We start from the raw sequence: 23,965 nt of genomic DNA on the forward strand, positions 1-23,965 counted from the left end.
GAATCAGGCAGAAAACAGGCGGAAAATCAGTCGGTTTACGGGTATTTCCTGCGGGAAAATCCGGATGTTGCGTATATGTGATATTCATCACGACTATGGATTATTTCGCTCTTATTTTTGGTGTTTTGTTTTCGTTTTTGCTCATTATCAATCACAAAGGAAGGAAAAACGGCTAAGCTATAACCATAATAAAGGAACATGACTGAGAGGAACCCATGTCTGATTCACCTGTCAATGAAGCGGATGTCATTATCATCGGCGGTGGCGCAACCGGTGCCGGGATGGCGCGGGACTGTGCCCGGCGCGGCCTGCGCACTCTGTTACTGGAGCGGTTTGATATCGCGACCGGCGCGACCGGCCGTAACCACGGCCTGCTGCACAGTGGTGCCCGTTATGCGGTGACGGATCCGGAATCCGCCCGGGAGTGTATTTCGGAAAACCGGATCCTGCGGCGCATTGCCCGCCACTGTGTTGAGGAAACAGACGGCCTGTTTATCACACTGCCGGAAGATGAGATGGCGTACCAGGCCACGTTTATTGAAGCCTGCCGCGCAGCAGGTATTGATACTCAGGTGATGTCCCCGCAGGAGGCACTGCGTTTTGAACCGTCGGTAAACCCGGCGCTGCTGGGTGCGGTTAAAGTGCCGGACGGTACCGTGGATCCGTTCCGTCTGACTGCCGCCAATATGCTGGATGCGCGGGAGCACGGTGCGCAGGTGCTGACTTATCACGAAGTCACGGATGTGCTGCGTCAGGGCGACCGGGTGACCGGCGTGCAGGTTTATGATCATCAGAATCACCGCCGTTATCCGCTGTATGCGCCGGTGGTGGTTAATGCGGCAGGGATCTGGAGTCAGCGTATCGCCGGTTTTGCCGGGGTGAATATCAGCATGCTGCCTGCCAAAGGATCACTGCTGATCCTCGGGCACCGCCTTAACCAGCGTGTTATTAACCGCTGCCGCAGACCGGGGGATGCGGATATTCTGGTGCCGGGAGATACCATTTCCCTGATCGGCACCACTTCTGTTCATATTCCTTATGATGATATTGACAATATGATTGTCACGGCGGACGAGGTCGATACTCTGATCCGTGAAGGCTCACGGCTGGCTCCGGCGATGGCGCAGGCGCGTATTCTGCGGGCGTATGCCGGTGTCCGTCCGCTGGTGGCGGCGGATGACGACCCGACCGGGCGCAGTATCAGCCGGGGGATTGTGCTGCTGGATCATGAAAAACGCGACGGACTGCGCGGCTTCCTCACGATCACCGGCGGCAAGCTGATGACTTACCGGCTGATGGCGGAGTGGGCGACAGACGCGGTGTGCGCGAAGCTGGGTATAACGGCGCACTGTTCCACGGCGGAGGAGCCGCTGCCGGGCTCGGCGCATTCGGCGGAACAGACATTGCGTAAAGTGATCTCCCTTCCTGCCCCGTTACGCGGATCGGCGGTGTACCGTCACGGCGATCGCGCGGCAGAGTTGCCGCACTCCACGCGGCTCGATAAAAGCCTGGTCTGTGAGTGTGAAGCGGTCACTGCCGGTGAGGTGCGCTATGCCACCGAAAGCCTGACGGTGAATAACCTGCTGGATCTGCGCCGCCGCACCCGTGTCGGCATGGGCACCTGCCAGGGCGAGCTGTGTGCCTGCCGTGCGGCGGAGCTGCTGACTCAGCTGAAAGTCACCACTGCTGAAAAATCCGAGACCGAACTGATGCACTTTCTGAATGAACGCTGGAAAGGTGTGCGTCCGGTGGCGTGGGGAAATGCGCTGCGGGAGAGTGAATTTACCGGCTGGGTGTATCAGGGATTGTGCGGGCTGGAAAACAGCGGGACAGAAGAACAGGGAGAGCAGAATGAAATATGATGTGGTTATCGCGGGCGGCGGCCTTGCCGGTCTCTCCTGCGGTGTGAAACTGGCAGAGAGCGGACTGAGCTGCGCCATTATCAGCGCCGGACAGAGCGCGCTGCATTTCTCATCGGCGTCACTGGATCTGCTCTCGGCGCTGCCGGACGGGCAGCCGGTCACGGAGCCGCTTTCGGCACTGGCGGCGCTGGCACATCAGGCGCCTGCTCATCCTTACAGTGTGATAGGGGAAAGCGCGGTGCGCCGCTGCGTGTCACAGGCAATGTCGCTGTTACAGCAGGATACTTTACCGTTACAGGGATCGGCGGAGTGTAATCACTGGCGTCTGACCCCGGCCGGACAATGGCGGATGAGCTGGCTGACACCGGATGTGGTGCCGGTTCTCTCCGAAAAAATGACGGCAGGCTGGCAGCCGGCTGCGGTTATCAGTATTACCGGTTTTCTTGATTTTCAGGCGGAAATGGCTGCCGCCGCACTGACCCGTCAGGGATATCCCGCGCAGGCGTATACCCTGCATCTGCCGTGCCTGGATAAATTACGCAATAACCCGAGTGAGTTTCGCTCTGTCAATATTGCCCGTGTGCTGGATTTACCACAGAACCGGCAGGAGCTGGCTGATGAACTGGCGCAGTGCGGGATCACAGAACAAACCCTGATTTTACCGGCCTGTTTCGGGGAGGAAAACAGTGACGGAATTACCTTTTTACAGCAGCAGCTGAATAAAGCCGTTTATCAGTTGCCGACCCTTCCGCCGTCACTGTTGGGGATCCGTCTGCATCAGGCATTACTGCGCCGTTTCCGCCGTGCGGGCGGATTTGTGATGCCGGGGGACAGTGTCATTTCTGTCCGCCGTGACGGTGAGCGGATCACACAGCTATTTACCCGCAATCACGGTGATATTCCGGTGCAGGCTGAGCAGTTTGTGCTGGCGACCGGCAGTTTCTTCAGTAACGGGCTGGCGAGCGATATTGATCATATTTATGAGCCGCTGCTGAATCTGAATCTGACTGAAACATTGCCGCGCCGGGAATGGACATCGGCAGATCTGTTTGCCCGTCAGCGCTATCTGGAGGCCGGGGTGGCGACAGATGCATATCTGCATCCGGCGGATGCGCACGGCACTATCACTAACCTGTATGCCGCCGGGGCGGTACTGGGCGGGTATAACCCGTTACAGGAGGGATGCGGGGCGGGTGTTTCTCTTGTCACTGCGATGTACGCAGCGGAACAGATTCTGGCGCAGATTGGCGTGGTGGTAACGGAGGCACAGGTATGAGTACGGGACAAACACAGTTCGAGAACTGCATCAAATGTACAGTCTGTACAACTTACTGCCCGGTGGCGAAGGTGAATCCGGATTATCCCGGCCCGAAACAGGCGGGGCCGGACGGCGAGCGGCTGCGCCTGAAAGACGCCATGCTGTATGATGATGCGCTCACCCTCTGCACCAACTGCAAACGCTGCGAAGTGGCGTGCCCGTCAGATGTCCGTATCGGGGATATTATCGCCCGCGCCAAACTGACGTATTCTCCGTCACGGCCTAAGATCCGCGACGCAATTCTGAGCCACACCGATCTGATGGGATCACTCTCCTCGCCGTTTGCGCCGGTGGTTAATACCATCACCGGCCTGAAACCGGTGCGCAAACTGCTGGATACTGCTCTGAAAATTGATCACCGCCGCGAGTTGCCGAAATATTCTTTCGGTACTTTCCGCCGCTGGTACAAAAAACAGCAGGAAAAACAGGCAAAATTCGGCGAACAGGTCGCGTACTTCCACGGTTGTTATGTGAATTATAACCATCCGCAGCTCGGTAAAGATGTGATTAAGGTCTTTAACAGCATGGGGATCGGCGTGCAGTTGCTGGAGCGGGAAAAATGCTGTGGTGTGGCGCTGATCGCTAACGGTTTTGCAAAGCAGGCAAAAAAACAGGCGGCGGTGAATGTGGAATCCCTCACCAAAGCCATTGTTGAACAGAAGATGCCGGTGATTGCGACATCCTCCACCTGTGCTTTTACCCTGCGGGATGAATATCCGCATATCCTGGATGTGGATACCGCGCCGCTGCGCGATAACATAGAGCTGGTGACCCGTTATCTTTACCGGCTGATGCAGGACGGGCGCAAGCCGGTGCTGCGCCACACGCCGCTGAAAGTCGGTTATCACACGCCGTGCCATATGGAAAAAATGGGCTGGACGGCCTATTCCCTTGAGCTTATCCGCTCAATTCCGGGGGTGGAACTGATCGTGCTGGATTCACAATGCTGTGGTATCGCCGGAACTTACGGGTTTAAAAAGGAAAACTACGAAACATCTCAGGCGATTGGTTCCCCGCTGTTCCGCCAGATAGAGGAAAGCGGTATTGATCTGGCGATCAGTGACTGTGAAACCTGCAAATGGCAGATTGAGATGTCCACCAGCAAAAAATGCGAACACCCGATATCTCTGCTGGCGCGGGCGCTGGCATAAATAAAGGATGACAGAAACCGGCTGAATATTACGTATAAACCGCATTTTCTATTCACTTTCCTCTTCCGCCCGGTGCTAGCATCGGGCGGATTTTTAAAGAAGATGATAAAGATATTGAGAGGAAAATGAACAACTTCGCATCACATTCAGTCACTAAATATATTATTGCCGTCTCCGTGGTATTCCTGCTTTCCGCCTGCTCAAGCCGCCTGCCGGATCACACCGAACAATCTGATTTTCTGAGTGACTATCAGCGCCTGACTGAAACAGAAACAGCTTCCGGCGAGGTGATTAAATCCTGGCGTGCTGACGATTTCACCGCAGAAAGCCCGAAAACAAAGCTTATCTTTACGCCGGTTGTGTTTAAGCCGCTGAATGAAAATAACAAAATGGGTAAACAGTTTATGACTGTACTGCTCAATTACACCAATCAGCAGATCAAAAGTGAGCTGGCAAAACGGTATCAGCTGACAGAAACTGCCGCACCGGGTGTGCTGCGTTTTGAGGGCGTGGTTACTGCCGTTAAGGTCACCAACAAAGATTTCAAACCCTATGAGGTCTTACCGGTGATGCTGATTGTCGCCGGAACACAGCTGGCAATCGGTAACCGTGATGCGGATACGTCAATGTATTTTGAATGGAAAATCACCGATTCCGTATCAAAAAAACCGTATCTTGAAGCGATCCGCAAAAATAAAGGTGAGCAGATGAGTAATAAGGATCAGACCATCACCTTACAGGAACTGAAAGCAGCGGTTGATACGATCGCCGCAGAGATCCTGCCCGCCGCATAATGAATACCGGCGGCGGATTACAGACAATAACGCCCGGTTATCCCGGGCGTTATTGAACAGAATAATAAGCAGATTAATACAGCCAGTCGCGACCCATGCGGTCAGCAGCCATAATAGCGGCATAGACCTGGTCAGAATCGACTTCAAACGGCATGTTGTAGATGGTTTCGTTGTCCGCGCAGCTCAGCTCGGCAACCGCCATCACTTTCTCTTCCAGCTCGGTACCGATGCTGTCCACACCCAGTTCTTCCAGGGTGATTGGCAGACCGACCTGGGCACAGAATTCCAGTACGGTTTCCAGCTCTTCCGCCGGGGCATTTTCCAGTACTAACTGTACGAGGGTGCCGAATGCCACTTTTTCACCGTGGTACATGTGGTGGCACTCTTCCAGCGCGGTAAAGCCGTTGTGGATAGCGTGTGCTGCCGCAAGACCGGCACTTTCAAAGCCCAGCCCGCTGAGCAGGGTGTTGGCTTCAATGATGTTTTCCACCGCTTTGGTGCTGACTCCGGCTTCCACCGCCAGTTTGGCTTTGATGCCGTCGCTGAGCAGAGTATCAAAGCAGAGATTCGCCAGTGCCAGTGCCGCCAGTGTGGTACTGCCGCCGGCCATAGTGGCTTTTCCGGCTGCACTGCATGCACGCGCCTCAAAGTAAGTGGCCAGAGCATCACCCATTCCGGCAACCAGCAGACGTGCCGGCGCGCGGGCAATGATATTGGTATCCATCACCACCACGTTCGGGTTCTGCGGATAGAACAGGTAGCTGTCGAACGCACCGAGTTCATTATAGATAACGGACAGTGCGCTGGTCGGCGCATCGGTTGATGCGATAGTCGGGGCAATGATCACCGGCAGTTTGGCAAAATGCGCCACGGCCTTGGCGGTATCCAGTGTTTTACCGCCGCCCACACCCAGTACCGCCTGGCATTTGTGGTTTTTCGCCAGTTTGGTCAGACGGTCGATCTCCTCGTGAGTACACTCGCCGCCGAAGGTTTCAAAGACACCGCTGACTTCGTATTCGCTCAGGCTGTCATTCACAATATCGCCCACCAGCTCGCGGACAAATTTATCAGCAATCACCAACGTTTTTTCCGCTAATGGTCTGATGTATTTACCCACATGGTAAAGCGCGTCCGGACCCTGAATGTATTTGGCCGGGGATTGGATCACTTTTAACATACTCAAACTCCTGAATGCATTCGCGTTATGGTGTCAGTGAGGGATATTCCGTCTGAATCAGACTAACAGTTACAGTAACGGATATGTGAGAGCTGACGCACTGTACGGGCCGGGAGCACGGGGGCAGATCGGGAAAATGTGATACAGACGACAGCGCAGAGGCAGGATAGCGCCTCTGCGTGTCAGAAAAATGAACAATCAGTGATGCGCGGGCAGGGAGCCGTCAGCGCGTTGCGCAAAAAAAGAGCGCAGGATCAGATTAAGCAGTACGCCGTAAGCCGGCAGGAAGAACAGCATGCAGATAGTGACTTTGAAACTGTAATCCACCAGGGCGATTTCCACCCAGTTTGCCGCCATAAACGGATCGGTACTGCGCCAGAAGGCGATAAAGAAGAAGGCCAGGGTATCGATCAGGTTACCGACAAACATCGCGGCAGCCGGTGCCACATACCAGCGGCGGTTCTGACGCAGGCGGTTAAAGACATTCACATCCAGAATCTGTCCGAGGGCATAGGCCATAAAGCTGGCGGCGGCAATCCGCGCCACAAACAGGTTGAAGTGTGACAGTGCCTCAAAACCGGCCCATTCCCCCTGAAAGAACAGGGCGGAGACCACATAGGAAATCGCCAGAGCCGGGATCATCACCGAGGTAATAATCCGCCGTGCCAGCGGTGCGCCGTAGATACGGACGGTCAGGTCAGTCGCCAGGAAAATAAACGGAAACGTGAAAGCCCCCCAGGTGGTATGGAAGCCGAAAATGGTGATCGGCAACTGCACCAGGTAGTTACTGGAGGTAATGATCAGAACATGAAAAAGTGATAACCAGATAAGCGCAGTGCGCCGCTGGCGGGTAGATAAATCAAACATATTGTACCTTTTTGGTGGTTGGGGTGAGGGAACCCAATAATCTCAGCGCGCAATAATACGCCGTTTGCGCAACAAAAGCAAAGGACTCTCCCGGAGGGAAAACGGCCCGGAAGATTAAAAACACAGAAGCGGCGCCGGGCTTTTATTTCCGGTATAATTCCCGGATTCGTTACTTAACAGGACAATCATGATGTCTGATACTTTTTCCTGTGCCGATAAAACACTCGACACACTCGGGCTGCGCTGCCCGGAGCCGGTGATGCTGGTGCGTAAAACCATCCGCGGGATGAATACCGGTGAAGTTTTGCTGGTGGTGGCGGATGATCCGGCAACCACGCGGGACATTCCGGGGTTCTGCCGTTTTATGGAGCATGAGCTGGTGGCCCAGGAGGCTGAAACCGCGCCGTACCGCTATCTGATCCGCAAAAAAGAGAGTGCGCTGTAATCCATCTTTCAGGGACTGAACCATGCTTGACCGCTTTGATACCTTTCTGCTGGTGCAGAAACGCTCGTCTCTGACCGGCTGGCGCCGGTTTATCCTTGAATTCTGGTTTTTTGGTCTGAAAGAGGCACGGGCGTGCTTGTTTGCCGCCTTCTTTTTCCTCGCCCTGTTTCTGGTGCCTGCCGCCGGTGTCGCCGGGATCCCCCGTTATGATTTTCTGCTGATCCTGGCGGTCCTGTTTCAGGCTGCTATGGTGTGGAAAAAGCTGGAAACCACGGATGAACTGAAAGCCATCTGTATTTTCCATGTGGTCGGTTTTGTCATGGAGTTGTTTAAAACCTCATCCGCTATCGGTTCGTGGAGTTATCCTGATGAGGCGTATACCAAATTATGGAATGTGCCGTTATTCACCGGGTTTATGTATGCGGCTGTCGGCAGTTATGTGATTCAGGCGTGGCGCTTCCTGAACGTCCGGATTGAAAACTTCCCGCCGTACTGGCTGGCGACCCTGATTGCGCTGGCGATTTATGTGAATTTCTTTGCTCATCACTTCACCGGCGATTACCGCTGGTATCTCACCGCCTTTATTCTCGGGCTGTATGCGCGGACCATGGTTTATTACACGCCGTATGATAAAGAGCGCAAAATGCCGTTGTTACTGAGTTTTGTGCTGATCGGCTTTTTTATCTGGCTGGCGGAAAACTTCGGTACCTTTTTCGGTGTCTGGCAGTATCCGAACCAGATCGGGGCGTGGGCGACCGTGCATGCCGGAAAATGGGCATCCTGGTCGCTGCTGGTGATTGTCACCTTCACGATTGTGGCCTATCTCAAGCACATTAAAGCCACGATCCTGGTGGTGAGATAAAAAAAGGGATGCCGCAGCATCCCTTTTCAGTCAGTAACCCGTGGTTATTTTTTCATGACCCGCAGCAGGCGGACAGCGTTGGCGGTCACCAGTGCGGTCGCACCGGAGTCAGCCAGAACCGCAACCCACAGGCCGGTCAGCCCCATCAGGGTGGTGACCAGGAACACGGCTTTCAGACCCAGAGCGATAGTAATGTTCTCGCGGATAATCTTACGGGTGGCCCGCGACAGCGTGATCACTTCGGCAATGCCGGTCAGGCGGTTGTGAGTCAGTGCGGCATCGGCGGTTTCCAGTGCCACATCGGTCCCGCTGCCCATGGCAACCCCGATACTGGCTGCTTTCATTGCCGGGGCATCATTGATACCGTCGCCGACCATCATGGTGTGATGTTCATTATTCAGCGCCATCACCGCTTTGACTTTATCTTCCGGCATCAGTCCGGCACGGAAATCCATGCCGATGGTACCGGCGATAGCAGCGGCTGCACGCGGGTTATCCCCGGTCAGCATCACGGCGCTGACACCCATCGCTTTCAGCTGGCTGATGGCTTCAATGGCATCACTGCGCAGCGTATCCTGCATGGCGATAAGTCCGGTCAGCCGGTTACCTGCAACCACAGCAACGACCGTTTTCCCTTCATTTTCCAGCCGGGTCACTTCTGCCGCAGCGGCATCGGTCAGCAGGCCGTCTGCCAGTTTACCCGGTGCGCTGACCAGGATGGTCACACCGCTGAGTTCACCTTCAACCCCTTTACCGGCATGGGCTTTACGGTTTTCCGCTTCGGTGATAGTCAGCCCCAGAGCTTCAGTGCGCTCCAGAATCGCTTTGGCTAACGGGTGATGTGATCCGCTTTCCACGGCGGAGGCAAACGTCAGCACATCCGCATCACTGTGACTATTCAGGGCAACAATATCAGTCACCTGCGGTTTACCCTCTGTCAGCGTACCGGTTTTATCCAGCGCGACAGTGGTCACGGTACCCAGCTGCTCCAGTGCGGCACCGCCTTTGATCAGCGCACCACGGCGGGTGGCGGCGGCCAGCGCGGAGGTGATAGCCGCAGGGGTGGAAATTACCAGTGCACACGGACAACCAATCAGCAGCAGTGTCAGACCACGGTAGATCCACGGATACCATTCCTGGCCCATAAACAGCGGCGGAATAACAATCACCAGGGCGGAGAACAGCATAATCATCGGCGTATAGTAGCGGCTGAAACGGTCGATAAAGCGTTCGATTGGCGCACGGCGCTCTTCCGCTTCCTCAATCAGTGTCAGAATACGGTCGATGGCATTCTGACCCTGCTCGGAGACCACTTTCATCTGCACTGCGCGATCCACTGACAGCGAACCGGCAGCCACTTTTTCACCCTGTGCCCGCTCAACCGGGACGGATTCCCCGGTCAGGGCGCTTTCGTCAAAGCTGGCAAACTCACTGAGAAGTTCGGCATCTGTCGGCAGACGGCCGCCAGGTGCGATTTCAATAATGTCGCCGGGACGCAGCTGTGCAACCGGCACGGATACTTTCTGCCCGTCCTTAATCACCACCGCATCTTCCGGCACCAGCGCCATCAGCGCGCTGACTCCCCGCCGTGCACGGCCTGCCGCATAGGATTCCAGCATTTCGCCCAGCAGGAACAGCAGGATAACCATGGCCGCTTCTTCAGTGGCGCCGATAATTATGGCGCCGACTGCCGCGACCGTCATCAGCGTTTCAATCGCAAACGGGGTGCCGGAGCGGATAAGACGCAGCGAGCTTTTGGCGATCGGGAACAGCCCGATCAGCGTTGAGGCGATAAAGGCGTATTTGCCGAACTCCGGGTTCACAAACTCCAGCGCGTAGCTGAGGGCAATCAGCACCGCCAGAATCAGCATCGGCGTTGCCTGTTTCAGCAGGCTCTGCTCTTCTTTTTTCTTCGGTGCGGCACTGCTGCCGTTCAGATCCCAGAGGACAAATCCGGCCTGCTGAACAGCACTGGTCACATCCGCGCGGACATCCCCGGCGGCATCCACCACCAGTTTTTCGGTGGCAAACATCACTTTTGCCTGGGTGACCGCCGCAATTTTCAGAACGGCAGTTTCAATCTTGCGCGCACAGCTCGGGCAGTCCATCCCTTCCACCTGCCAGTTGTAACGCTGGCTGCCGCTTAATTCAGGCAGTGCGGTATCATCCGGGGCGGCGTGATCGTGTGAACAGCAGCTGCCGTGTGCGTGTTCATGACCGGCGTGGTCATGGTCATGTTCAGAATGCGCATGATCGTGCGGGGCATGACCATGCGCACGGGACTCATCGTCGTCGTGTTCCGGATGTTCATGCTCACTGTGATCGTGTGCGGTATGGTCGTGTGACTGATGAGCCTGTGACTCACTTTTTCCGCCGGTGGTGCAGGCAGATTTGCTGCCGCAGCAGTTGCTGGTATGAGTATGCTCATGATGTTCTTTGTTCGGGTGCATAAACACCTCCCTGTTCAACGGTGAGTTGATGTTAATTTTTCTCATTAACAGGAAGTGTACACATTGGAGTCTACTCCAGAGTCAACAACAGGGGCGCATAATTATTGGCAAATTGTGCGCTCCTGTTGTCAGGGGCAGAATTACATCAGCGTGATAGCGCGGACAATCAGGAAATGCCCGAGGAAATAGAAGGTGGAATACACCGCTTTGGCCAGTTTAAAGGTAAACAGGAAGCGGTTAATCAGCCACAGGATCAGGTTCAGCACCAGACAGAATGCCCCGATCATCAGGGAGAAGTTGTAATCGGTACCCAGCCCGAAGAACTGCTCTCCGGCAAGCCAGCCCATCACCAGCGCACTGAGCAGCGCCGTCAGCACCGGTACTTTATGATCGCCGAGTTTGTACCAGAGCAGCGCGAGTACCGCGATGGCAATCACCGGCACGGCAATCATCAGCGGAATATAGAAGGTGAAATTATTGAGCAGGGCGAAGCTCAGGGCATAGAGCAGATAAAACACGGCACTGGTATACAGTGACAGGTCGATTTTATTATCAGCAACCAGGCGGATGGTATCGGAGACAATGGCCACTAACAGCCCGACACACACCAGATACCCGGAGATATCCAGCCCGTAATCCCCGCTCCACGCCCACAGCAGCAACAGCAGCAGGGTGACGGGACGGAAAACCCAGCGCTGCCAGTTTGGTCCCCGGTAGGCGGCGTCGATATAGAGCCAGCCGGAAAAAAGTACAGCAATAAATGGCCAATTCATAGGGTGTCCTTGAGGTATGTTGATGGCGATTAACACCTGAATATTTGATAATATCCCGTATTTACAGAACACGATCAACCAGATTGCAGGAAAACAACCATACTCATGAACAAATTCGGTTTGTTAGGTTTTATTGTCGCCGCTTTGATTATTATCCTGGCGACCCGCCGCTTCTTTGAACAGCGCAAACAAAATGAGATAAACGATCATTCTGCGGTGGTGACATATCAGGTCACGGTGACAGAGAAAAAGGATTATCCGTACCCGAATATGCGTTCCCGTGAGCGGGATGTGGTTTTCCCGGAAACCTTCCGTTATGAGGTGCATTTCACGCCGCTGTCGGGGAAAACCATTGTGGTGTACATCAAAGAGGATGAATATAAAGAGATTACCCTGCATTCACGCGGAACGCTGTCAATGCAGGGGACGCGGTTTATCCGTTATGAGCCGCTGCGTTGATCAGGGTTTATCCTGATCTTTCAGTTCTGCCTGCTGGCGGCGCAGCAGGGCGAGCAGTTCAAACACACCGAATAAAAAGACACGTACTTTACCGGCGGCTGTCAGTTTCTTATCCTGCGGCTGACCGGCATTGAACAGCGACATCAGCAGCCCGTGCATCACCACCATAAAAAAGGTGGCGATATGCATAAAGATATTCAGCGGTTTCGGGAACGGATGCACCAGGCTGAAAATCAGAAAACCCCAGACGGCCAGCATCAGTATGCGGCCAATATTAATCAGGAACATACGGACTCCTGTTCAGTCGTCTGCGTCTGACGCAGATAAAGACGATACGCAACCTGGCCGGCCACCTTCTCCCGGTGGCACACCCAGTTACCCGGAACAACCAGTGTGTCTGATTCCGCCTCGGCTTCAATGTAGATCATTGCTTCCGGGCTGAGCCAGTTATTCTGCTCCAGTAAATCAACGGTTTCCTGAAGCAGCCCTTTACGGAACGGCGGGTCGAGAAACACCACATCAAACGGTGTTCCCGGCTGTGCCAGAAACTGTAGGGCGCTCTGATTAACGACAGTCGCCTGTTCACATTTGAGCAGACGCGCATTGGCGCTGATCTGAGCCGCAACAGCGCGGTTGAGTTCCGTAAATGTCACGGCGGAGGCATAGCGGGAAAGCGCCTCAAAACCGAGTGCGCCGCTGCCTGCAAACGCATCAAGACAGCGTGCGCCGTTAATCACCGGCATCAGCCAGTTAAACAGGGTTTCGCGCACGCGATCAGTGGTCGGGCGCAGGCCGTCATGTGTCAGAACCGGCAGTTTACGTCCGCGCCAGAGACCGGCGATAATGCGGATCTGCCCTTGTGGTGCGGTTTGAGCTTTTTTAACCATAACCTTCGTAACTTATTAATTCTGAAATTATTAATTCAGAAATATGAATAACAGACGGGAAAACAGCGGAATATTATACGCAGGTTTTGTAAAAATTCGTTTAAATTTAATATGAAATTACGGAAAGCCGATGCGCAACCATCCTGTGAAATGATAGACTGCGTCTGATTTGCAACTAATGATGATAAAGACGCCATATCTGCTCAGGATTTTCCGGACATACCGTGCCGGAAGGTGACGGGTGGCAGTATGCAAGGAGTATAGTGGCTGTGGCAAAAGAGAAGAAAAAAGGTTTTTTTTCCTGGCTGGGTTTTGGCCGTAAAGAAGAAGATGAACAGGCGCAGCAGGAACAGGCGGCTCAGGAAGAACAGGCACGTTTAGCCGAAGAGCAGACTCGTCGTGATGCAGAGGCGGCTGAACAGGCGCGTTTAGCCGAAGAACAGGCCCGTCGTGATGAAGAAGCGGCTGAACAGGCGCGTTTAGCCGAAGAACAGGCCCGCCGTGATACAGAAGCGGCTGAACAGGCGCGTTTAGCCGAAGAGCAGGCCCGCCGTGATGCGGAAGCGGCTGAACAGGCGCGTTTAGCCGAAGAGCAGGCCCGCCGTGATGCAGAGGCAGCGGAACAGGCTCGTCAGGCAGAAGAACAGGCCCGTCGTGATGCGGAAGCCGCGAAACAGCAGCGTCTGGCAGAAGAAAGACGTCAGGCGGAAGCCGCGAAGCAACAGCGTATCGCGGAAGAAAAACGGCTGGCCGAAGAACAGGCTACAGAGCAGCAGCGCGCCGAAGAAGAACAGCGCCGTCTGAAAGAGCAGGCACTGCGTGACGCGGAAATTGCGAAACAGCAGCGTATCGCGGAAGAAAAACGGCTGGCCGCAGAGCAGCAGCGTGCGGAAGAAGAACAGCGCCGGGCTGAAGAGCAGGCACTGCGTGATGCGGAAGCGGCAAAACAGCAGCGCATCGCGGAAGATAAACGCCGTGCGGAAGAAGAAGCCGCAGAACAGCAGCGTTTAGCACAAGAGCAGAAACAGCGTGATGCCGAAGCCGCTGAACAGGCGCGTCTGGCCGAAGAACAGCGTCTTGCGCAGGAGGAAGAAGCCCGCCGTCTCGCGGAAGCCGAAGCGGAAGCACAGGACGCGGCACTGGTTGAAAATGAATCTCCGGCACCGGCGGACACGCAGGAAAGACCGGCAAAAGAAGGGTTCTTTGCCCGTCTGAAACGCAGCCTGGTGCGCACCCGTGAGAATATCGGCTCCGGTTTCTTCGGGATCTTCCGTGGCAAAAAGATCGATGACGATCTGTTTGAAGAGCTGGAAGAACAATTGCTGGTGGCCGATGTCGGTGTGGAAACCACCCGCAAGATCATCACCAGTCTGACTCAGCATGCCAGCCGCCGTGATCTGAAAGATGCGGAAGCCTTATTCGTTAAACTGCGCGAAGAGATGGGCGAGATCCTGGCAACAGTCGATAAGCCGCTGGAAATTGAAGATAAAAAACCGTATGTGATCCTGATGGTCGGCGTCAACGGTGTCGGTAAAACCACCACCATCGGTAAAATGGCACGTCAGTATCAGGCTCAGGGTAAATCTGTCATGCTGGCTGCCGGAGATACCTTCCGTGCAGCTGCGGTGGAACAGCTCCAGGTCTGGGGCGAGCGCAACAATATCCCGGTGGTGGCACAGCACACCGGCGCGGATCCGGCCTCGGTGATTTTTGATGCCATTCAGTCCGCCAAAGCCAAAGGGGTGGATGTGCTGATTGCGGACACCGCAGGGCGTCTGCAGAACAAAGCACACCTGATGGAAGAGCTCAAGAAAATCGTGCGGGTGATGAAGAAACTTGATGAAGATGCCCCGCATGAGATTATGCTGACATTAGATGCCAGTACCGGACAGAACGCTGTCAGCCAGGCGCGTCTCTTTAATGAAGCGGTCGGCCTGACCGGGCTGACTCTGACCAAACTTGACGGAACGGCGAAAGGCGGTGTGATCTTTGCCATTGCAGACCAGTTCGGTATTCCTATCCGGTATATCGGGGTGGGTGAAGGTATTGAAGATCTGCGTCCTTTCAAAGCCGGTGATTTTATTGAGGCACTTTTTGCCCGGGAGGATTAATCATCCATGATTCGCTTTGAACACGTCAGTAAAGCCTATTTAGGCGGCCGTCAGGCGCTCCAGGGGGTGGATTTCCATATCCGCCCGGCGGAGATGGTCTTCCTGACCGGCCATTCCGGCGCAGGAAAGAGTACCCTGCTGAAACTGATTTGTGGGATTGAGCGACCCAGTGACGGCACCATTTTATTTGACGGCCACAACATCAGCCGTCTGAAAAACCGTGAAGTGCCTTTCCTGCGCCGCCAAATCGGCATGATTTTTCAGGATCACCATCTGCTGCTGGATCGCACGGTATATGACAATGTGGCGATGCCGCTGATCATTGCCGGTGCCAGCCCGGAAGATATCCGCCGCCGCGTCAGTGCCGCGCTGGATAAAGTCGGTCTGCTGGATAAGGCCCGTAACTTCCCGGTCCAGCTCTCCGGCGGTGAACAGCAGCGCGTGGGCATTGCCCGTGCGGTGGTCAATAAACCGATGGTGCTGCTGGCGGATGAACCGACCGGTAACCTGGACAGTGAGCTGTCAGAAGGCATTTTACGGCTGTTTGAAGAGTTTAACCGTGTGGGTGTCACCGTACTGATGGCAACACACGATATCATGCTGATTGAACGGCGTAATTACCGCGTGCTGACACTGAGTCAGGGACGCATGGCGGGAGGTCATCATGGCTAAACAACCGCGTAAACCCGTAAAAAAAAATGCCGTCCAAAGCCAAAGCGCTGAAAGGCGGCTGGCGGGAACAGTGGCGGCATGCGTGGGTAAACACGCTGGGCGATATGCTGCGCCAGCCGCTGTCAACACTGCTGACAGTGATGGTGATTGCAATCTCCCTGACACTGCCGAGTGTCTTTTATATCGTCTGGAAAAACGTCAGCCATGCGGCGGAACAGTGGTATCCGACCCCGCAACTGACCGTTTATCTGGATAAAGGTCTGGATGAACAGGGCGGTCAGAAACTGGCGGACGAGCTGAAAGCGCTCGACGGCGTGGAGAGCGTTAATTATCTCTCCCGCGACCAGGCGATAACCGAATTCCGCGCCTGGTCCGGATTCAGTACCGCGCTGGATATGCTGGAAGAAAACCCGCTGCCGGCAGTGGCTATCGTCACACCGAAAGTGGATATGCAGAGCAGCGAAACGCTCTCCACCCTGCGTGATCGTGTCACGGCACTGTCCGGGATTGATGAGGTGCGGATGGATGACAGCTGGTTTGCCCGGCTGGCAGCACTGACCGGCCTGGTGGGGCAGATTGCCTCGCTGATTGGCGTGCTGATGGTTGTGGCCCTGTTCCTGGTGATTGGCAACAGCGTGCGGCTCAATATTTTCAGCCGCCGCGAAACCATCAATGTGATGAAACTGATCGGCGCGACAGACGGCTTTATTCTGCGTCCGTTCCTCAACGGCGGCATGCTGCTCGGGGCGTTCGGCGCAATATTGTCACTGGTGTTATCCTCTCTGCTGGTCTGGAAACTGGGTGATGTTGTGACCGATGTGTCCAAAATTTTCGGCACCACATTTGCACTGACCGGGCTGGACTGGGACGAAGCACTGCTGATTGTGCTGGTGTCAGGTATGATTGGCTGGGTTGCCGCCTGGCTGGCAACGGTCCGCCATTTACGGAATTTTATGCCGCAGTAACTGTCTCACTATCCGGCGGGGCATTATCCCGCCGGGTATCCCGCATCACCGGTTTACATTCAACCAAATGACAACGCCGGCACTAAGTGATAGGCGTAACTCTGTCCTGTGTTGTACACTATTCACCATTACCGTCTGCCGACGTCATTTTTATTTGTACTGAGGACTGAATGACTAAAGATACGCAATTCCCTGTTTTAGTTCCGCAAGGGAGCATTGAGGCCTATATCCGGGCAGCTAACCAGTATCCGATGCTGACAGCCGAAGAAGAAAAAGAGCTGGCTGAGCGTCTGTATTATGACGGCGACCTTGAGGCCGCGAAAAAACTGATCATGTCGCATCTGCGGTTTGTTATCCATGTCGCCCGCAGTTATTCAGGTTATGGCCTGCCTCAGGCGGATCTTATCCAGGAAGGCAATATCGGGCTGATGAAAGCGGTGCGCCGTTTTAACCCGGAAATGGGTGTGCGCCTGGTGTCGTTTGCGGTTCACTGGATCAAAGCTGAAATTCATGAGTATGTGCTGCGTAACTGGCGCATCGTTAAAATCGCCACCACCAAAGCACAGCGCAAACTGTTTTTTAATCTGCGCAAATCCAAAAAACGTCTGGGCTGGTTTAACCAGGACGAAGTGGAAATGGTGGCGAAAGAGTTGGGGGTAACCAGCAAAGATGTGCTGGAAATGGAATCCCGTATGGCGGCGCAGGACATGGCATTTGATATGTCCGATGACGACGACGGCGATCACCCTGTGGTGGCACCGGCACTGTTCCTGGAAGATAAATCCTCTGATTTCGCGGATGAAATCGAGGAAGATAACTGGGATAACCACGCCACGGACAAACTCACCCTGGCGATTGATTCACTGGATGAGCGCAGCCGTGACATTATCCGTGCCCGCTGGCTGGATGATGACAGCAAAACCACCCTCCAGGAACTGGCGGATAAATACGGCGTTTCTGCAGAGCGCGTCCGTCAGCTGGAAAAAAATGCCATGAAAAAACTGCGCGAGGCGATTGAGGGCTGATAACAATGCTCCCGTTTCCGCCGCAATCTGTTATGGTAGCCATAGTATTTTCTGATAATCACTGACGGGGATATTATGGCTTTTTCGTCTGAAGACAAGGCAGTTTTACTGGCAGTAAAGGGCGTGGGCACGAAAGTTATCGAGCGCCTCGAGCAGATGGGTTTTTCTGACCTTAATCAGCTTGCCGCCGCAGATGCCCAATCCCTGCTGAGTGCCGGTGCGGCACTCACCGGCTCCACCTGCTGGCGCAACAGTCCGCTGGCCAGAAAAGCCATTGAGTCTGCCATTGCGGCAGCACGCCAGGCACAGAATCCGTCCTGATATGACACCGGTTCAGCTCGATCAGCGCACCGCCCGGCTGATTGTTCAGCGGGCGATGCAAATCCTCAGTTACTCCGTGAATGTGATGAACGCACAGGGAGTGATTATTGCGTCCGGTGACCCGCAGCGGGTCAATCAGCGTCACGAGGGCGCGGTGCTGGCGCTGACAGAAAACCGGATTGTGGAAATTGATGAAGCCACTGCTGCCACGCTGAAAGGCGTGAAACCGGGCATTAATCTGCCGGTGATTTTCCGTGATACCATGGTGGGTGTGGTCGGGATTTCCGGCAAACCGGATGAAGTGCGCAACTACGCCGAATTGGTGCGCATGGCTGCGGAGCTGGTGCTGGAGCAGGCCGATCTGCTGGAAAAATCCCAGTGGGATCGCCGTTACCGCGATGAGCTGGTCAGTCAGCTGATAAGCCCGGAGCAGCAGCCACAGTCAGTAAAATCTATCGCCGCCTATCTCGGGATCTCCCCCGATAAACCCCGCATAGCCCTGATCCTCGCGTTGCCCGCGCCGGATCACGAGCAGTTTCATCGTCTGGTGGATTATATTGATAATCTGAAAATGGATCTGCTGGTCAGTATCCGGGGAATAAATTCTCTGGTGGTGCTGAAACCGGTGGCCTGTGATGCGGATTTTCAGCCGGTCTCCCCTGTACAGAAGCAGTTACAGGCGCTGCGGCGTCAGTTGCCGGATCTGCTGATGTATGTCGGTGGTTTCTTTCACGGACATAATGGTCTGCACCGCTCCTGGCAGAGTGCCTGCGCCGTGCAGCAACTGGGACAGACCCCGGCGTACAGTCGCCAGAAAACCATTTTTTATGATGAAGTTAAATTACCCGCGCTGTTACAGGGATTTCAGGAGAGCTGGCAGGCCGCTGAACTGGCTTCTGCCTGGCAGAAACTGAAAGCGGCGGACAGCCGCCGTGTGTTGTGCCATACCCTGAAGACCTATTTTGATCAGAATTGTGATCTGTCTCAAACCACAAAAACGCTGCATATTCACACAAATACTCTCCGTTACCGCCTTCAGCGTGTTGAATCGATTACTGGCTTGAATATCAGTAAATTAGAATCAATGATTCAGCTTTATTTTGGTATTCTGACCGATCTGTGATTTGTACGTTTGTACAAAATACGCGGTTTCAGCCCGTTCTTTTTTGTCGGAACCTCTCAAGCTTAACCTGATGGCTGCCGCCATAATGCATCCTGTTCTGTCCGAATAATCATAACTACAGCAGGAGTCTGCACATGGTGACTGTTTCAGCTTTGGGCGCAATGGTTGCGCTGGTCGTGGCGATAGGGTTAATACTGAAAAAAGTACCGCCGGTATACGGGATGATGGCGGGGGCGCTGGCCGGAGGATTGGTCGGCGGCGCGGATCTGGTGCAGACGGTGACACTGATGGTGACCGGTGCCCAGGGGATCACTAACGCGGTGCTGCGTATTCTGGCGGCGGGTGTGCTGGCGGGGGTACTGATTGAGTCCGGTGCGGCAAATACTATTGCGGAAACCATTGTCCGCAAAGTGGGTGAGAAGCGGGCGCTGCTGGCGCTGGCGGTAGCCACTCTGTTACTGACAGCCGTCGGTGTGTTTATCGACGTGGCGGTTATTACGGTTTCACCGATTGCACTGGCGATTGCGCACCGCGCGGATCTGTCCAAAATGGCGATTCTGCTGGCGATGATCGGCGGCGGTAAAGCGGGTAACGTGATGTCACCGAACCCGAACACCATTGCGGCGGCAGATAACTTTAACGTGCCGCTGACATCACTGATGGCGGCGGGGATTATCCCGGGTATTTTCGGGCTGATCGTGGCATATTTTCTGGCGAAACGTCTGGTTCACCGTGGTTCAAAAGTGACACAGGAAGAGCTGATTGCGGCTCACCATGACGGCAGATTGCCGGGATTTTGGGCAGCGATGAGTGCACCGCTGGTAGCTATTTTTCTGCTGTCACTGCGTCCGATCGCCGGTATCAGCATTGACCCGCTGATCGCGCTGCCGGTCGGCGGCCTGGCCGGTGCGCTGATTATGGGGCGTATCCGTCAGTCCAACCACTTTATTACCTCCGGGCTGAGCCGGATGGCACCGGTGGCGATTATGCTGCTGGGGACCGGAACCCTGGCGGGGATTATCGCCAACTCCGGCCTGAAAGATGTGTTAATTAACGGCCTGACGGCGTCCGGTCTGCCATCCTATCTGCTGGCACCGATTTCCGGGGCACTGATGTCAATGGCAACCGCGTCCACCACAGCAGGTACGGCGGTGGCGTCTGCGGTATTCAGCTCCACGCTGCTTGATCTGGGTGTGAGTGCGCTGGCCGGGGCGGCGATGATCCACGCCGGTGCGGTGGTGCTCGACCAGATGCCGCACGGCAGCTTCTTCCATGCGACCGGCGGCAGTGTCAATATGCAGGTTCATGAGCGTCTGAAATTACTGCCTTACGAAACCATGGTGGGTCTGGTGATCGCTATTGTCTCCACACTGATTTTCGGTGTCTTCGGGTTTGGCGGGTAAAAGGAATTAAGTATGAAAATAGTGATTGCTCCGGATTCATTTAAAGAGAGTCTGACCGCCCTTCAGGTCGCCGATGCGGTGGAAGCGGGTTTCAGAACCGTTTTCCCGGATGCGCAGTACATCAAGTTGCCGATGGCGGACGGTGGCGAGGGCACAGTGGTCTCCATTATTGAAGCCACACAGGGAACACTGAAAGAAACCGAAGTTACGGCCCCGCTGGGGAATAAAGTGACCGGGTTTTACGGGCTGTCCGGTGACGGTAAAACGGCCATTATTGAGATGGCCGCAGCTTCCGGGTTACATCTGGTACCTCCTGCACAGCGGGATCCGCGTGTGACCACCACCTTCGGCACCGGGGAACTTATCCTGGCAGCACTGGATGACGGTGCGGAGAAAATAATCCTCGGCATCGGCGGCAGTGCCACCAATGACGGTGGTGCCGGGATGATGCAGGCGCTGGGGGTGGTATTCCGCGATGAACAGGGGAATTCACTGCCGTTCGGCGGCAGTGCGCTGGCAAAACTGGCTTCCGCGGATCTATCCGGGCTGGATCCGCGTCTGGCGAAAACAGAGTTTGTGGTGGCCTGTGATGTGAATAATCCGCTGTGCGGGCCGAAAGGAGCATCCGCCACCTTCGGGCCGCAGAAAGGCGCGACACCGGCGATTGTCAGCGAGCTGGATGCGGCGCTGCGTCATTACGGGGAGGTAATTGAATCCCTGACCGGTAAGTCACTGAGTGATGTCGCCGGTGCCGGAGCGGCAGGCGGCATGGGCGTTCCGCTGATGGCATGGCTTGATGCGCGGATGCAGCCGGGAATTGAGATGGTGATCGAAACACTGGATCTGAACTCGGTGGTGAAAGATGCTGACCTGGTGATCACCGGGGAAGGACGGATGGACAGACAGACGATTCAGGGAAAAACCCCGGCGGGTGTGGCGAAAGCTGCAAAAGCACGGGGAATTCCGGTGATTGCGCTGGCAGGCGGGATGAGTGACGACTATGCCGTCGTGCATGAGCACGGTATTGATGCCGTGTTCTCCGTGATCCCGCGGATTTGCTCTCTGGATGAGGCACTGGCACAGGCGGCGGTTAATATTGAAGTGGCCGCCCGCAATATCGCTGCTGTACTGGCGATGAAAATAGGATAAATCAGTAATATTCGTAGCGGGATTCCGGCGTGATCCCGCTGCTCTGAATGGCGGCGGAGCCTTCTAACTGAATGGCTTTGATCATGGTCTGTAATTCGCAGTTTCCGTACGGATCCCATTTATAACAGGTGTAGGCGAAACCAGCCGGTTATTCTGATAGCGGTAGCGGGTTTCTGATTGCCGGGATTGGTTATCCGGTATTGTTTTATAGGATTCTGTCAGGCTGACGATCCGGTTTTTCCGGCACGATCTGCGTGGTTTGCGTAATCGTAATCGGCACCTGACCTTCTTCTATCGCCATTTCCCGGTATTCATAATCATATTGTGTCAGATTGCTGCACGGACCGAAGTGCAGTTTTTCTTTCACCCACAGGATAAGCCCCATCGGGCGGTAAGACGTGATAGTGATTTATTTTACCGGCCCGTAATATTTCGCACCGGTAATAATAAATGTATTTTGCCGGTTAATATCCTGTGCCGCATCATCACAGCGGCCGGGGGTTGCGGCCACAGCGGTCAGCGGCAACGCAAAAGTGAGCAGGAGCATGCCCGTTAGTTTATTCATGTCGCGGACCATTCCATCAGTCATAGTGAACAGAAAACCCGGATCAGGATAGATCAATCAGTAAACTGAATCAGATAACGGGTTAATACTTCGCCGGATGAATCTAATAATAAAGAGAGATAATTGCTATCGGAATAGTGGGGAAAACTATTTTTCCGGCGGTGAATTTCCGCATTAAGTTATCCTTAACGAATCATTAACCAGTTTATAACACTGTTTTTTGCCGAAAAAAACACCCGATTTTAACCGGATATTATCCTGTTAATGATGCAATAATCTCCTTTTCTGATTTGCTTTTCAGAATAAAAATCCTGTTTAATGAACTGAAAATAAAGCATTAATTAATGTAATGCGACTCATTATAACGGAATTCCGAAAATACCGCACATGCTGACCGTCCGGTCACTGCAAAGCTAACCGATGGGGATGTTCTGATGAAAAAAACAATGAAAATGGCAATCATTGCCGGAGCTGTATCCTGTGCATTAAGTGCAGCGGCGTACGCTGAAGATATTAAAGTTGCGGTGGTGGGCGCTATGTCCGGACCGGTCGCACAATACGGTGATATGGAATTTACCGGCGCCCGCCAGGCGGTTGAGGACATCAACGCCAAAGGCGGGATTAACGGCAATAAACTGGTGATCACCGAATACGATGACGCCTGTGACCCGAAACAGGCGGTGGCGGTCGCCAACAAAGTTATCAATGACGGCATGCGCTATGTGATCGGGCACCTCTGCTCCTCCTCCACACAACCTGCGTCAGATATTTATGAGGATGAAGGGATCCTGATGATCACCCCGGCGGCAACCAATGCGGATTTAACCACGCGCGGTTACAACCTGATCATGCGTACCACCGGCCTGGATTCTGACCAGGGCCCGACCGCAGCAAAATATATCCTCGAAAAAGTGAAACCGCAGCGCATTGCCGTGGTGCATGACAAACAGCAGTACGGTGAAGGCCTGGCGCGTTCCGTGAAAGACAATCTGAACAAAGCCGGAGTGAAAGAAGTGCTGTTTGAAGGGGTGACGGCGGGTGATAAAGATTTCTCCGCGCTGGTGGCGCGCCTGAAGAAAGATAATGTCGATTTTGTCTATTTCGGCGGCTACTACCCGGAAATGGGACAGATTTTACGCCAGGCAAAACAGGCGGGGCTGAATATCCGCTTTATGGGACCGGAAGGCGTGGGTAACTCCTCACTCTCCAACATTGCCGGTGACGCATCCGAAGGCATGCTGGTGACGCTGCCGAAACGCTATGACCAGGTTCCTGCCAACAAACCGGTGGTGGATGCCCTGGCGGCGAAGAAACTGGATTCCACCGGGCCGTTCGTCTGGACAACCTATGCGGCATTACAGTCCCTGACTACCGCGATGCAGCGCAGCGGCAGCATGGAACCAGCGGATCTGGCCGCTGATCTGAAAGGCAAACCGGTTGACACCGTAATGGGCGAACTGAGCTGGACACCAAACGGGGATCTGAAAGGTTTCGAGTTCGGCGTATTTGAATGGCACAAAGACGGAACCTCATCACCGCTGAACTGATCCGCAGCGGTGACTGATGCGGGCAGTGTGTTTCAGGGG

At 54.6% G+C, this 23,965-nt stretch carries 24 protein-coding genes; 16 read left to right on the forward strand and 8 right to left on the reverse strand.

What is annotated here, in order from left to right:
• The first annotated feature begins 215 nt into the window (after positions 1–215).
• From glpA to JL661_RS02710, 4 genes are all read left to right on the forward strand, one after another.
• A complete protein-coding gene (gene glpA / locus JL661_RS02695; protein WP_036423999.1) occupies positions 216–1,862 on the forward strand; it encodes an anaerobic glycerol-3-phosphate dehydrogenase subunit A in 1,647 nt (548 codons plus the stop codon).
• Entirely contained in the window at positions 1,852–3,138 is a 1,287-nt protein-coding gene (gene glpB / locus JL661_RS02700; protein WP_062771967.1) for a glycerol-3-phosphate dehydrogenase subunit GlpB, read from the forward strand. The genes glpA and glpB overlap by 11 nt, the downstream gene beginning before the upstream one ends.
• Complete coding sequence (gene glpC / locus JL661_RS02705) at positions 3,135–4,331, forward strand: anaerobic glycerol-3-phosphate dehydrogenase subunit GlpC (RefSeq protein ID WP_062771964.1); 1,197 nt, start codon at positions 3,135–3,137, stop codon at positions 4,329–4,331. The genes glpB and glpC overlap by 4 nt, the downstream gene beginning before the upstream one ends.
• 125 nt (positions 4,332–4,456) lie before the next feature.
• Entirely contained in the window at positions 4,457–5,125 is a 669-nt protein-coding gene (locus tag JL661_RS02710) for a DUF3313 domain-containing protein (RefSeq protein ID WP_062771961.1), read from the forward strand.
• Positions 5,126–5,198: 73 nt separating this feature from the next.
• Here the strand turns inward: JL661_RS02710 and JL661_RS02715 are convergent, their stop codons facing one another.
• Positions 5,199–6,302: a glycerol dehydrogenase gene (locus JL661_RS02715; protein WP_004236232.1), complete on the reverse strand. Its 1,104-nt coding sequence runs from the start codon at positions 6,300–6,302 to the stop codon at positions 5,199–5,201.
• A 198-nt stretch (positions 6,303–6,500) separates the two neighbouring features.
• Positions 6,501–7,169: a 7-cyano-7-deazaguanine/7-aminomethyl-7-deazaguanine transporter gene (locus JL661_RS02720; protein WP_062771959.1), complete on the reverse strand. Its 669-nt coding sequence runs from the start codon at positions 7,167–7,169 to the stop codon at positions 6,501–6,503.
• Between the two features lie 190 nt (positions 7,170–7,359).
• On the opposite strand from JL661_RS02720, the gene tusA reads away from it, so the two are divergent.
• Both tusA and JL661_RS02730 read left to right on the forward strand, forming a co-directional pair.
• Positions 7,360–7,614 (forward strand): sulfurtransferase TusA, encoded by a 255-nt coding sequence (gene tusA, locus JL661_RS02725; protein WP_004240576.1) that lies wholly within the window; start codon positions 7,360–7,362, stop codon positions 7,612–7,614.
• 22 nt (positions 7,615–7,636) lie between these two features.
• Entirely contained in the window at positions 7,637–8,476 is an 840-nt protein-coding gene (locus JL661_RS02730; protein WP_036418752.1) for a DUF817 domain-containing protein, read from the forward strand.
• Between the two features lie 44 nt (positions 8,477–8,520).
• On the opposite strand, the gene JL661_RS02735 is transcribed toward JL661_RS02730, so the two are convergent.
• Together JL661_RS02735 and JL661_RS02740 are read right to left on the reverse strand one after the other, a co-directional pair.
• The gene (locus JL661_RS02735; protein WP_062771956.1) at positions 8,521–10,926 is read right to left on the reverse strand and encodes a zinc/cadmium/mercury/lead-transporting ATPase; all 2,406 of its coding nucleotides are present in this window, start codon (positions 10,924–10,926) and stop codon (positions 8,521–8,523) included.
• A gap of 140 nt (positions 10,927–11,066) precedes the next feature.
• Entirely contained in the window at positions 11,067–11,699 is a 633-nt protein-coding gene (locus tag JL661_RS02740) for a lysoplasmalogenase (protein ID WP_004236242.1), read from the reverse strand.
• 105 nt (positions 11,700–11,804) lie between these two features.
• Between JL661_RS02740 and JL661_RS02745 the strand changes: the two genes are divergently transcribed.
• Positions 11,805–12,158, forward strand: a complete 354-nt coding sequence (locus tag JL661_RS02745) for a DUF2500 domain-containing protein (protein ID WP_004236243.1) — start codon at positions 11,805–11,807, stop codon at positions 12,156–12,158.
• Here JL661_RS02745 and JL661_RS02750 read toward each other — a convergent pair whose 3' ends face one another.
• Together JL661_RS02750 and rsmD are read right to left on the reverse strand one after the other, a co-directional pair.
• Positions 12,159–12,446 carry a DUF1145 family protein gene (locus JL661_RS02750; RefSeq protein ID WP_004236245.1) on the reverse strand — a complete coding sequence of 96 codons (288 nt, stop codon included), beginning with the start codon at positions 12,444–12,446 and terminating at the stop codon, positions 12,159–12,161.
• Positions 12,437–13,045, reverse strand: coding sequence for a 16S rRNA (guanine(966)-N(2))-methyltransferase (rsmD, locus tag JL661_RS02755; RefSeq protein WP_004236246.1), 609 nt, complete (start codon positions 13,043–13,045; stop codon positions 12,437–12,439). The genes JL661_RS02750 and rsmD overlap by 10 nt, the downstream gene beginning before the upstream one ends.
• Positions 13,046–13,314: 269 nt before the next feature.
• Between rsmD and ftsY the strand changes: the two genes are divergently transcribed.
• From ftsY to JL661_RS02795, 8 genes are all read left to right on the forward strand, one after another.
• Positions 13,315–15,156: a signal recognition particle-docking protein FtsY gene (gene ftsY, locus JL661_RS02760; RefSeq protein ID WP_062772176.1), complete on the forward strand. Its 1,842-nt coding sequence runs from the start codon at positions 13,315–13,317 to the stop codon at positions 15,154–15,156.
• A 6-nt stretch (positions 15,157–15,162) separates the two neighbouring features.
• Positions 15,163–15,828, forward strand: a complete 666-nt coding sequence (gene ftsE, locus JL661_RS02765; protein ID WP_004236250.1) for a cell division ATP-binding protein FtsE — start codon at positions 15,163–15,165, stop codon at positions 15,826–15,828.
• A 26-nt stretch (positions 15,829–15,854) separates the two neighbouring features.
• Positions 15,855–16,793 carry a permease-like cell division protein FtsX gene (ftsX, locus tag JL661_RS02770; protein WP_218481016.1) on the forward strand — a complete coding sequence of 313 codons (939 nt, stop codon included), beginning with the start codon at positions 15,855–15,857 and terminating at the stop codon, positions 16,791–16,793.
• 170 nt (positions 16,794–16,963) lie between these two features.
• The gene (gene rpoH / locus JL661_RS02775) at positions 16,964–17,818 is read left to right on the forward strand and encodes an RNA polymerase sigma factor RpoH (RefSeq protein WP_004236252.1); all 855 of its coding nucleotides are present in this window, start codon (positions 16,964–16,966) and stop codon (positions 17,816–17,818) included.
• A 75-nt stretch (positions 17,819–17,893) separates the two neighbouring features.
• Positions 17,894–18,139, forward strand: coding sequence for a hypothetical protein (locus JL661_RS02780; RefSeq protein ID WP_004236253.1), 246 nt, complete (start codon positions 17,894–17,896; stop codon positions 18,137–18,139).
• Between the two features lies 1 nt (position 18,140).
• Positions 18,141–19,262, forward strand: a complete 1,122-nt coding sequence (locus tag JL661_RS02785) for a sugar diacid recognition domain-containing protein (RefSeq protein WP_062771953.1) — start codon at positions 18,141–18,143, stop codon at positions 19,260–19,262.
• Positions 19,263–19,396: 134 nt separating this feature from the next.
• A complete protein-coding gene (locus JL661_RS02790; protein ID WP_004236255.1) occupies positions 19,397–20,665 on the forward strand; it encodes a GntP family permease in 1,269 nt (422 codons plus the stop codon).
• Positions 20,666–20,677: 12 nt separating this feature from the next.
• Entirely contained in the window at positions 20,678–21,814 is a 1,137-nt protein-coding gene (locus JL661_RS02795) for a glycerate kinase (RefSeq protein ID WP_062771950.1), read from the forward strand.
• Between the two features lie 205 nt (positions 21,815–22,019).
• Here the strand turns inward: JL661_RS02795 and JL661_RS02800 are convergent, their stop codons facing one another.
• Positions 22,020–22,181 (reverse strand): hypothetical protein, encoded by a 162-nt coding sequence (locus tag JL661_RS02800; RefSeq protein WP_155275483.1) that lies wholly within the window; start codon positions 22,179–22,181, stop codon positions 22,020–22,022.
• 42 nt (positions 22,182–22,223) lie between these two features.
• Complete coding sequence (locus JL661_RS02805) at positions 22,224–22,379, reverse strand: hypothetical protein (RefSeq protein WP_155724827.1); 156 nt, start codon at positions 22,377–22,379, stop codon at positions 22,224–22,226.
• 434 nt (positions 22,380–22,813) lie between these two features.
• Between JL661_RS02805 and JL661_RS02810 the strand changes: the two genes are divergently transcribed.
• Positions 22,814–23,926 carry a branched-chain amino acid ABC transporter substrate-binding protein gene (locus JL661_RS02810; RefSeq protein ID WP_004236258.1) on the forward strand — a complete coding sequence of 371 codons (1,113 nt, stop codon included), beginning with the start codon at positions 22,814–22,816 and terminating at the stop codon, positions 23,924–23,926.
• Positions 23,927–23,965: the final 39 nt, after the last annotated feature.

This window comes from Morganella morganii (genome assembly GCF_019243775.1).
GTDB classification, from domain to species: domain Bacteria; phylum Pseudomonadota; class Gammaproteobacteria; order Enterobacterales; family Enterobacteriaceae; genus Morganella; species Morganella morganii.

Coding starts and splice junctions, on each gene's coding strand:
- JL661_RS02735 (WP_062771956.1), bottom strand. CDS start 10,926: ATGCACCCGAACAAAGAACATCATGAGCATACTCATACCAGCAACTGC.
- JL661_RS02715 (WP_004236232.1), bottom strand. CDS start 6,302: ATGTTAAAAGTGATCCAATCCCCGGCCAAATACATTCAGGGTCCGGAC.
- glpC (WP_062771964.1), top strand. CDS start 3,135: ATGAGTACGGGACAAACACAGTTCGAGAACTGCATCAAATGTACAGTC.
- JL661_RS02810 (WP_004236258.1), top strand. CDS start 22,814: ATGAAAAAAACAATGAAAATGGCAATCATTGCCGGAGCTGTATCCTGT.
- JL661_RS02710 (WP_062771961.1), top strand. CDS start 4,457: ATGAACAACTTCGCATCACATTCAGTCACTAAATATATTATTGCCGTC.
- JL661_RS02780 (WP_004236253.1), top strand. CDS start 17,894: ATGGCTTTTTCGTCTGAAGACAAGGCAGTTTTACTGGCAGTAAAGGGC.
- JL661_RS02750 (WP_004236245.1), bottom strand. CDS start 12,446: ATGTTCCTGATTAATATTGGCCGCATACTGATGCTGGCCGTCTGGGGT.
- ftsE (WP_004236250.1), top strand. CDS start 15,163: ATGATTCGCTTTGAACACGTCAGTAAAGCCTATTTAGGCGGCCGTCAG.
- JL661_RS02785 (WP_062771953.1), top strand. CDS start 18,141: ATGACACCGGTTCAGCTCGATCAGCGCACCGCCCGGCTGATTGTTCAG.
- rsmD (WP_004236246.1), bottom strand. CDS start 13,045: ATGGTTAAAAAAGCTCAAACCGCACCACAAGGGCAGATCCGCATTATC.
- JL661_RS02745 (WP_004236243.1), top strand. CDS start 11,805: ATGAACAAATTCGGTTTGTTAGGTTTTATTGTCGCCGCTTTGATTATT.
- JL661_RS02720 (WP_062771959.1), bottom strand. CDS start 7,169: ATGTTTGATTTATCTACCCGCCAGCGGCGCACTGCGCTTATCTGGTTA.
- glpA (WP_036423999.1), top strand. CDS start 216: ATGTCTGATTCACCTGTCAATGAAGCGGATGTCATTATCATCGGCGGT.
- ftsX (WP_218481016.1), top strand. CDS start 15,855: ATGCCGTCCAAAGCCAAAGCGCTGAAAGGCGGCTGGCGGGAACAGTGG.
- JL661_RS02730 (WP_036418752.1), top strand. CDS start 7,637: ATGCTTGACCGCTTTGATACCTTTCTGCTGGTGCAGAAACGCTCGTCT.
- tusA (WP_004240576.1), top strand. CDS start 7,360: ATGTCTGATACTTTTTCCTGTGCCGATAAAACACTCGACACACTCGGG.
- JL661_RS02740 (WP_004236242.1), bottom strand. CDS start 11,699: ATGAATTGGCCATTTATTGCTGTACTTTTTTCCGGCTGGCTCTATATC.
- glpB (WP_062771967.1), top strand. CDS start 1,852: ATGAAATATGATGTGGTTATCGCGGGCGGCGGCCTTGCCGGTCTCTCC.
- rpoH (WP_004236252.1), top strand. CDS start 16,964: ATGACTAAAGATACGCAATTCCCTGTTTTAGTTCCGCAAGGGAGCATT.
- JL661_RS02790 (WP_004236255.1), top strand. CDS start 19,397: ATGGTGACTGTTTCAGCTTTGGGCGCAATGGTTGCGCTGGTCGTGGCG.
- JL661_RS02795 (WP_062771950.1), top strand. CDS start 20,678: ATGAAAATAGTGATTGCTCCGGATTCATTTAAAGAGAGTCTGACCGCC.
- JL661_RS02805 (WP_155724827.1), bottom strand. CDS start 22,379: ATGAATAAACTAACGGGCATGCTCCTGCTCACTTTTGCGTTGCCGCTG.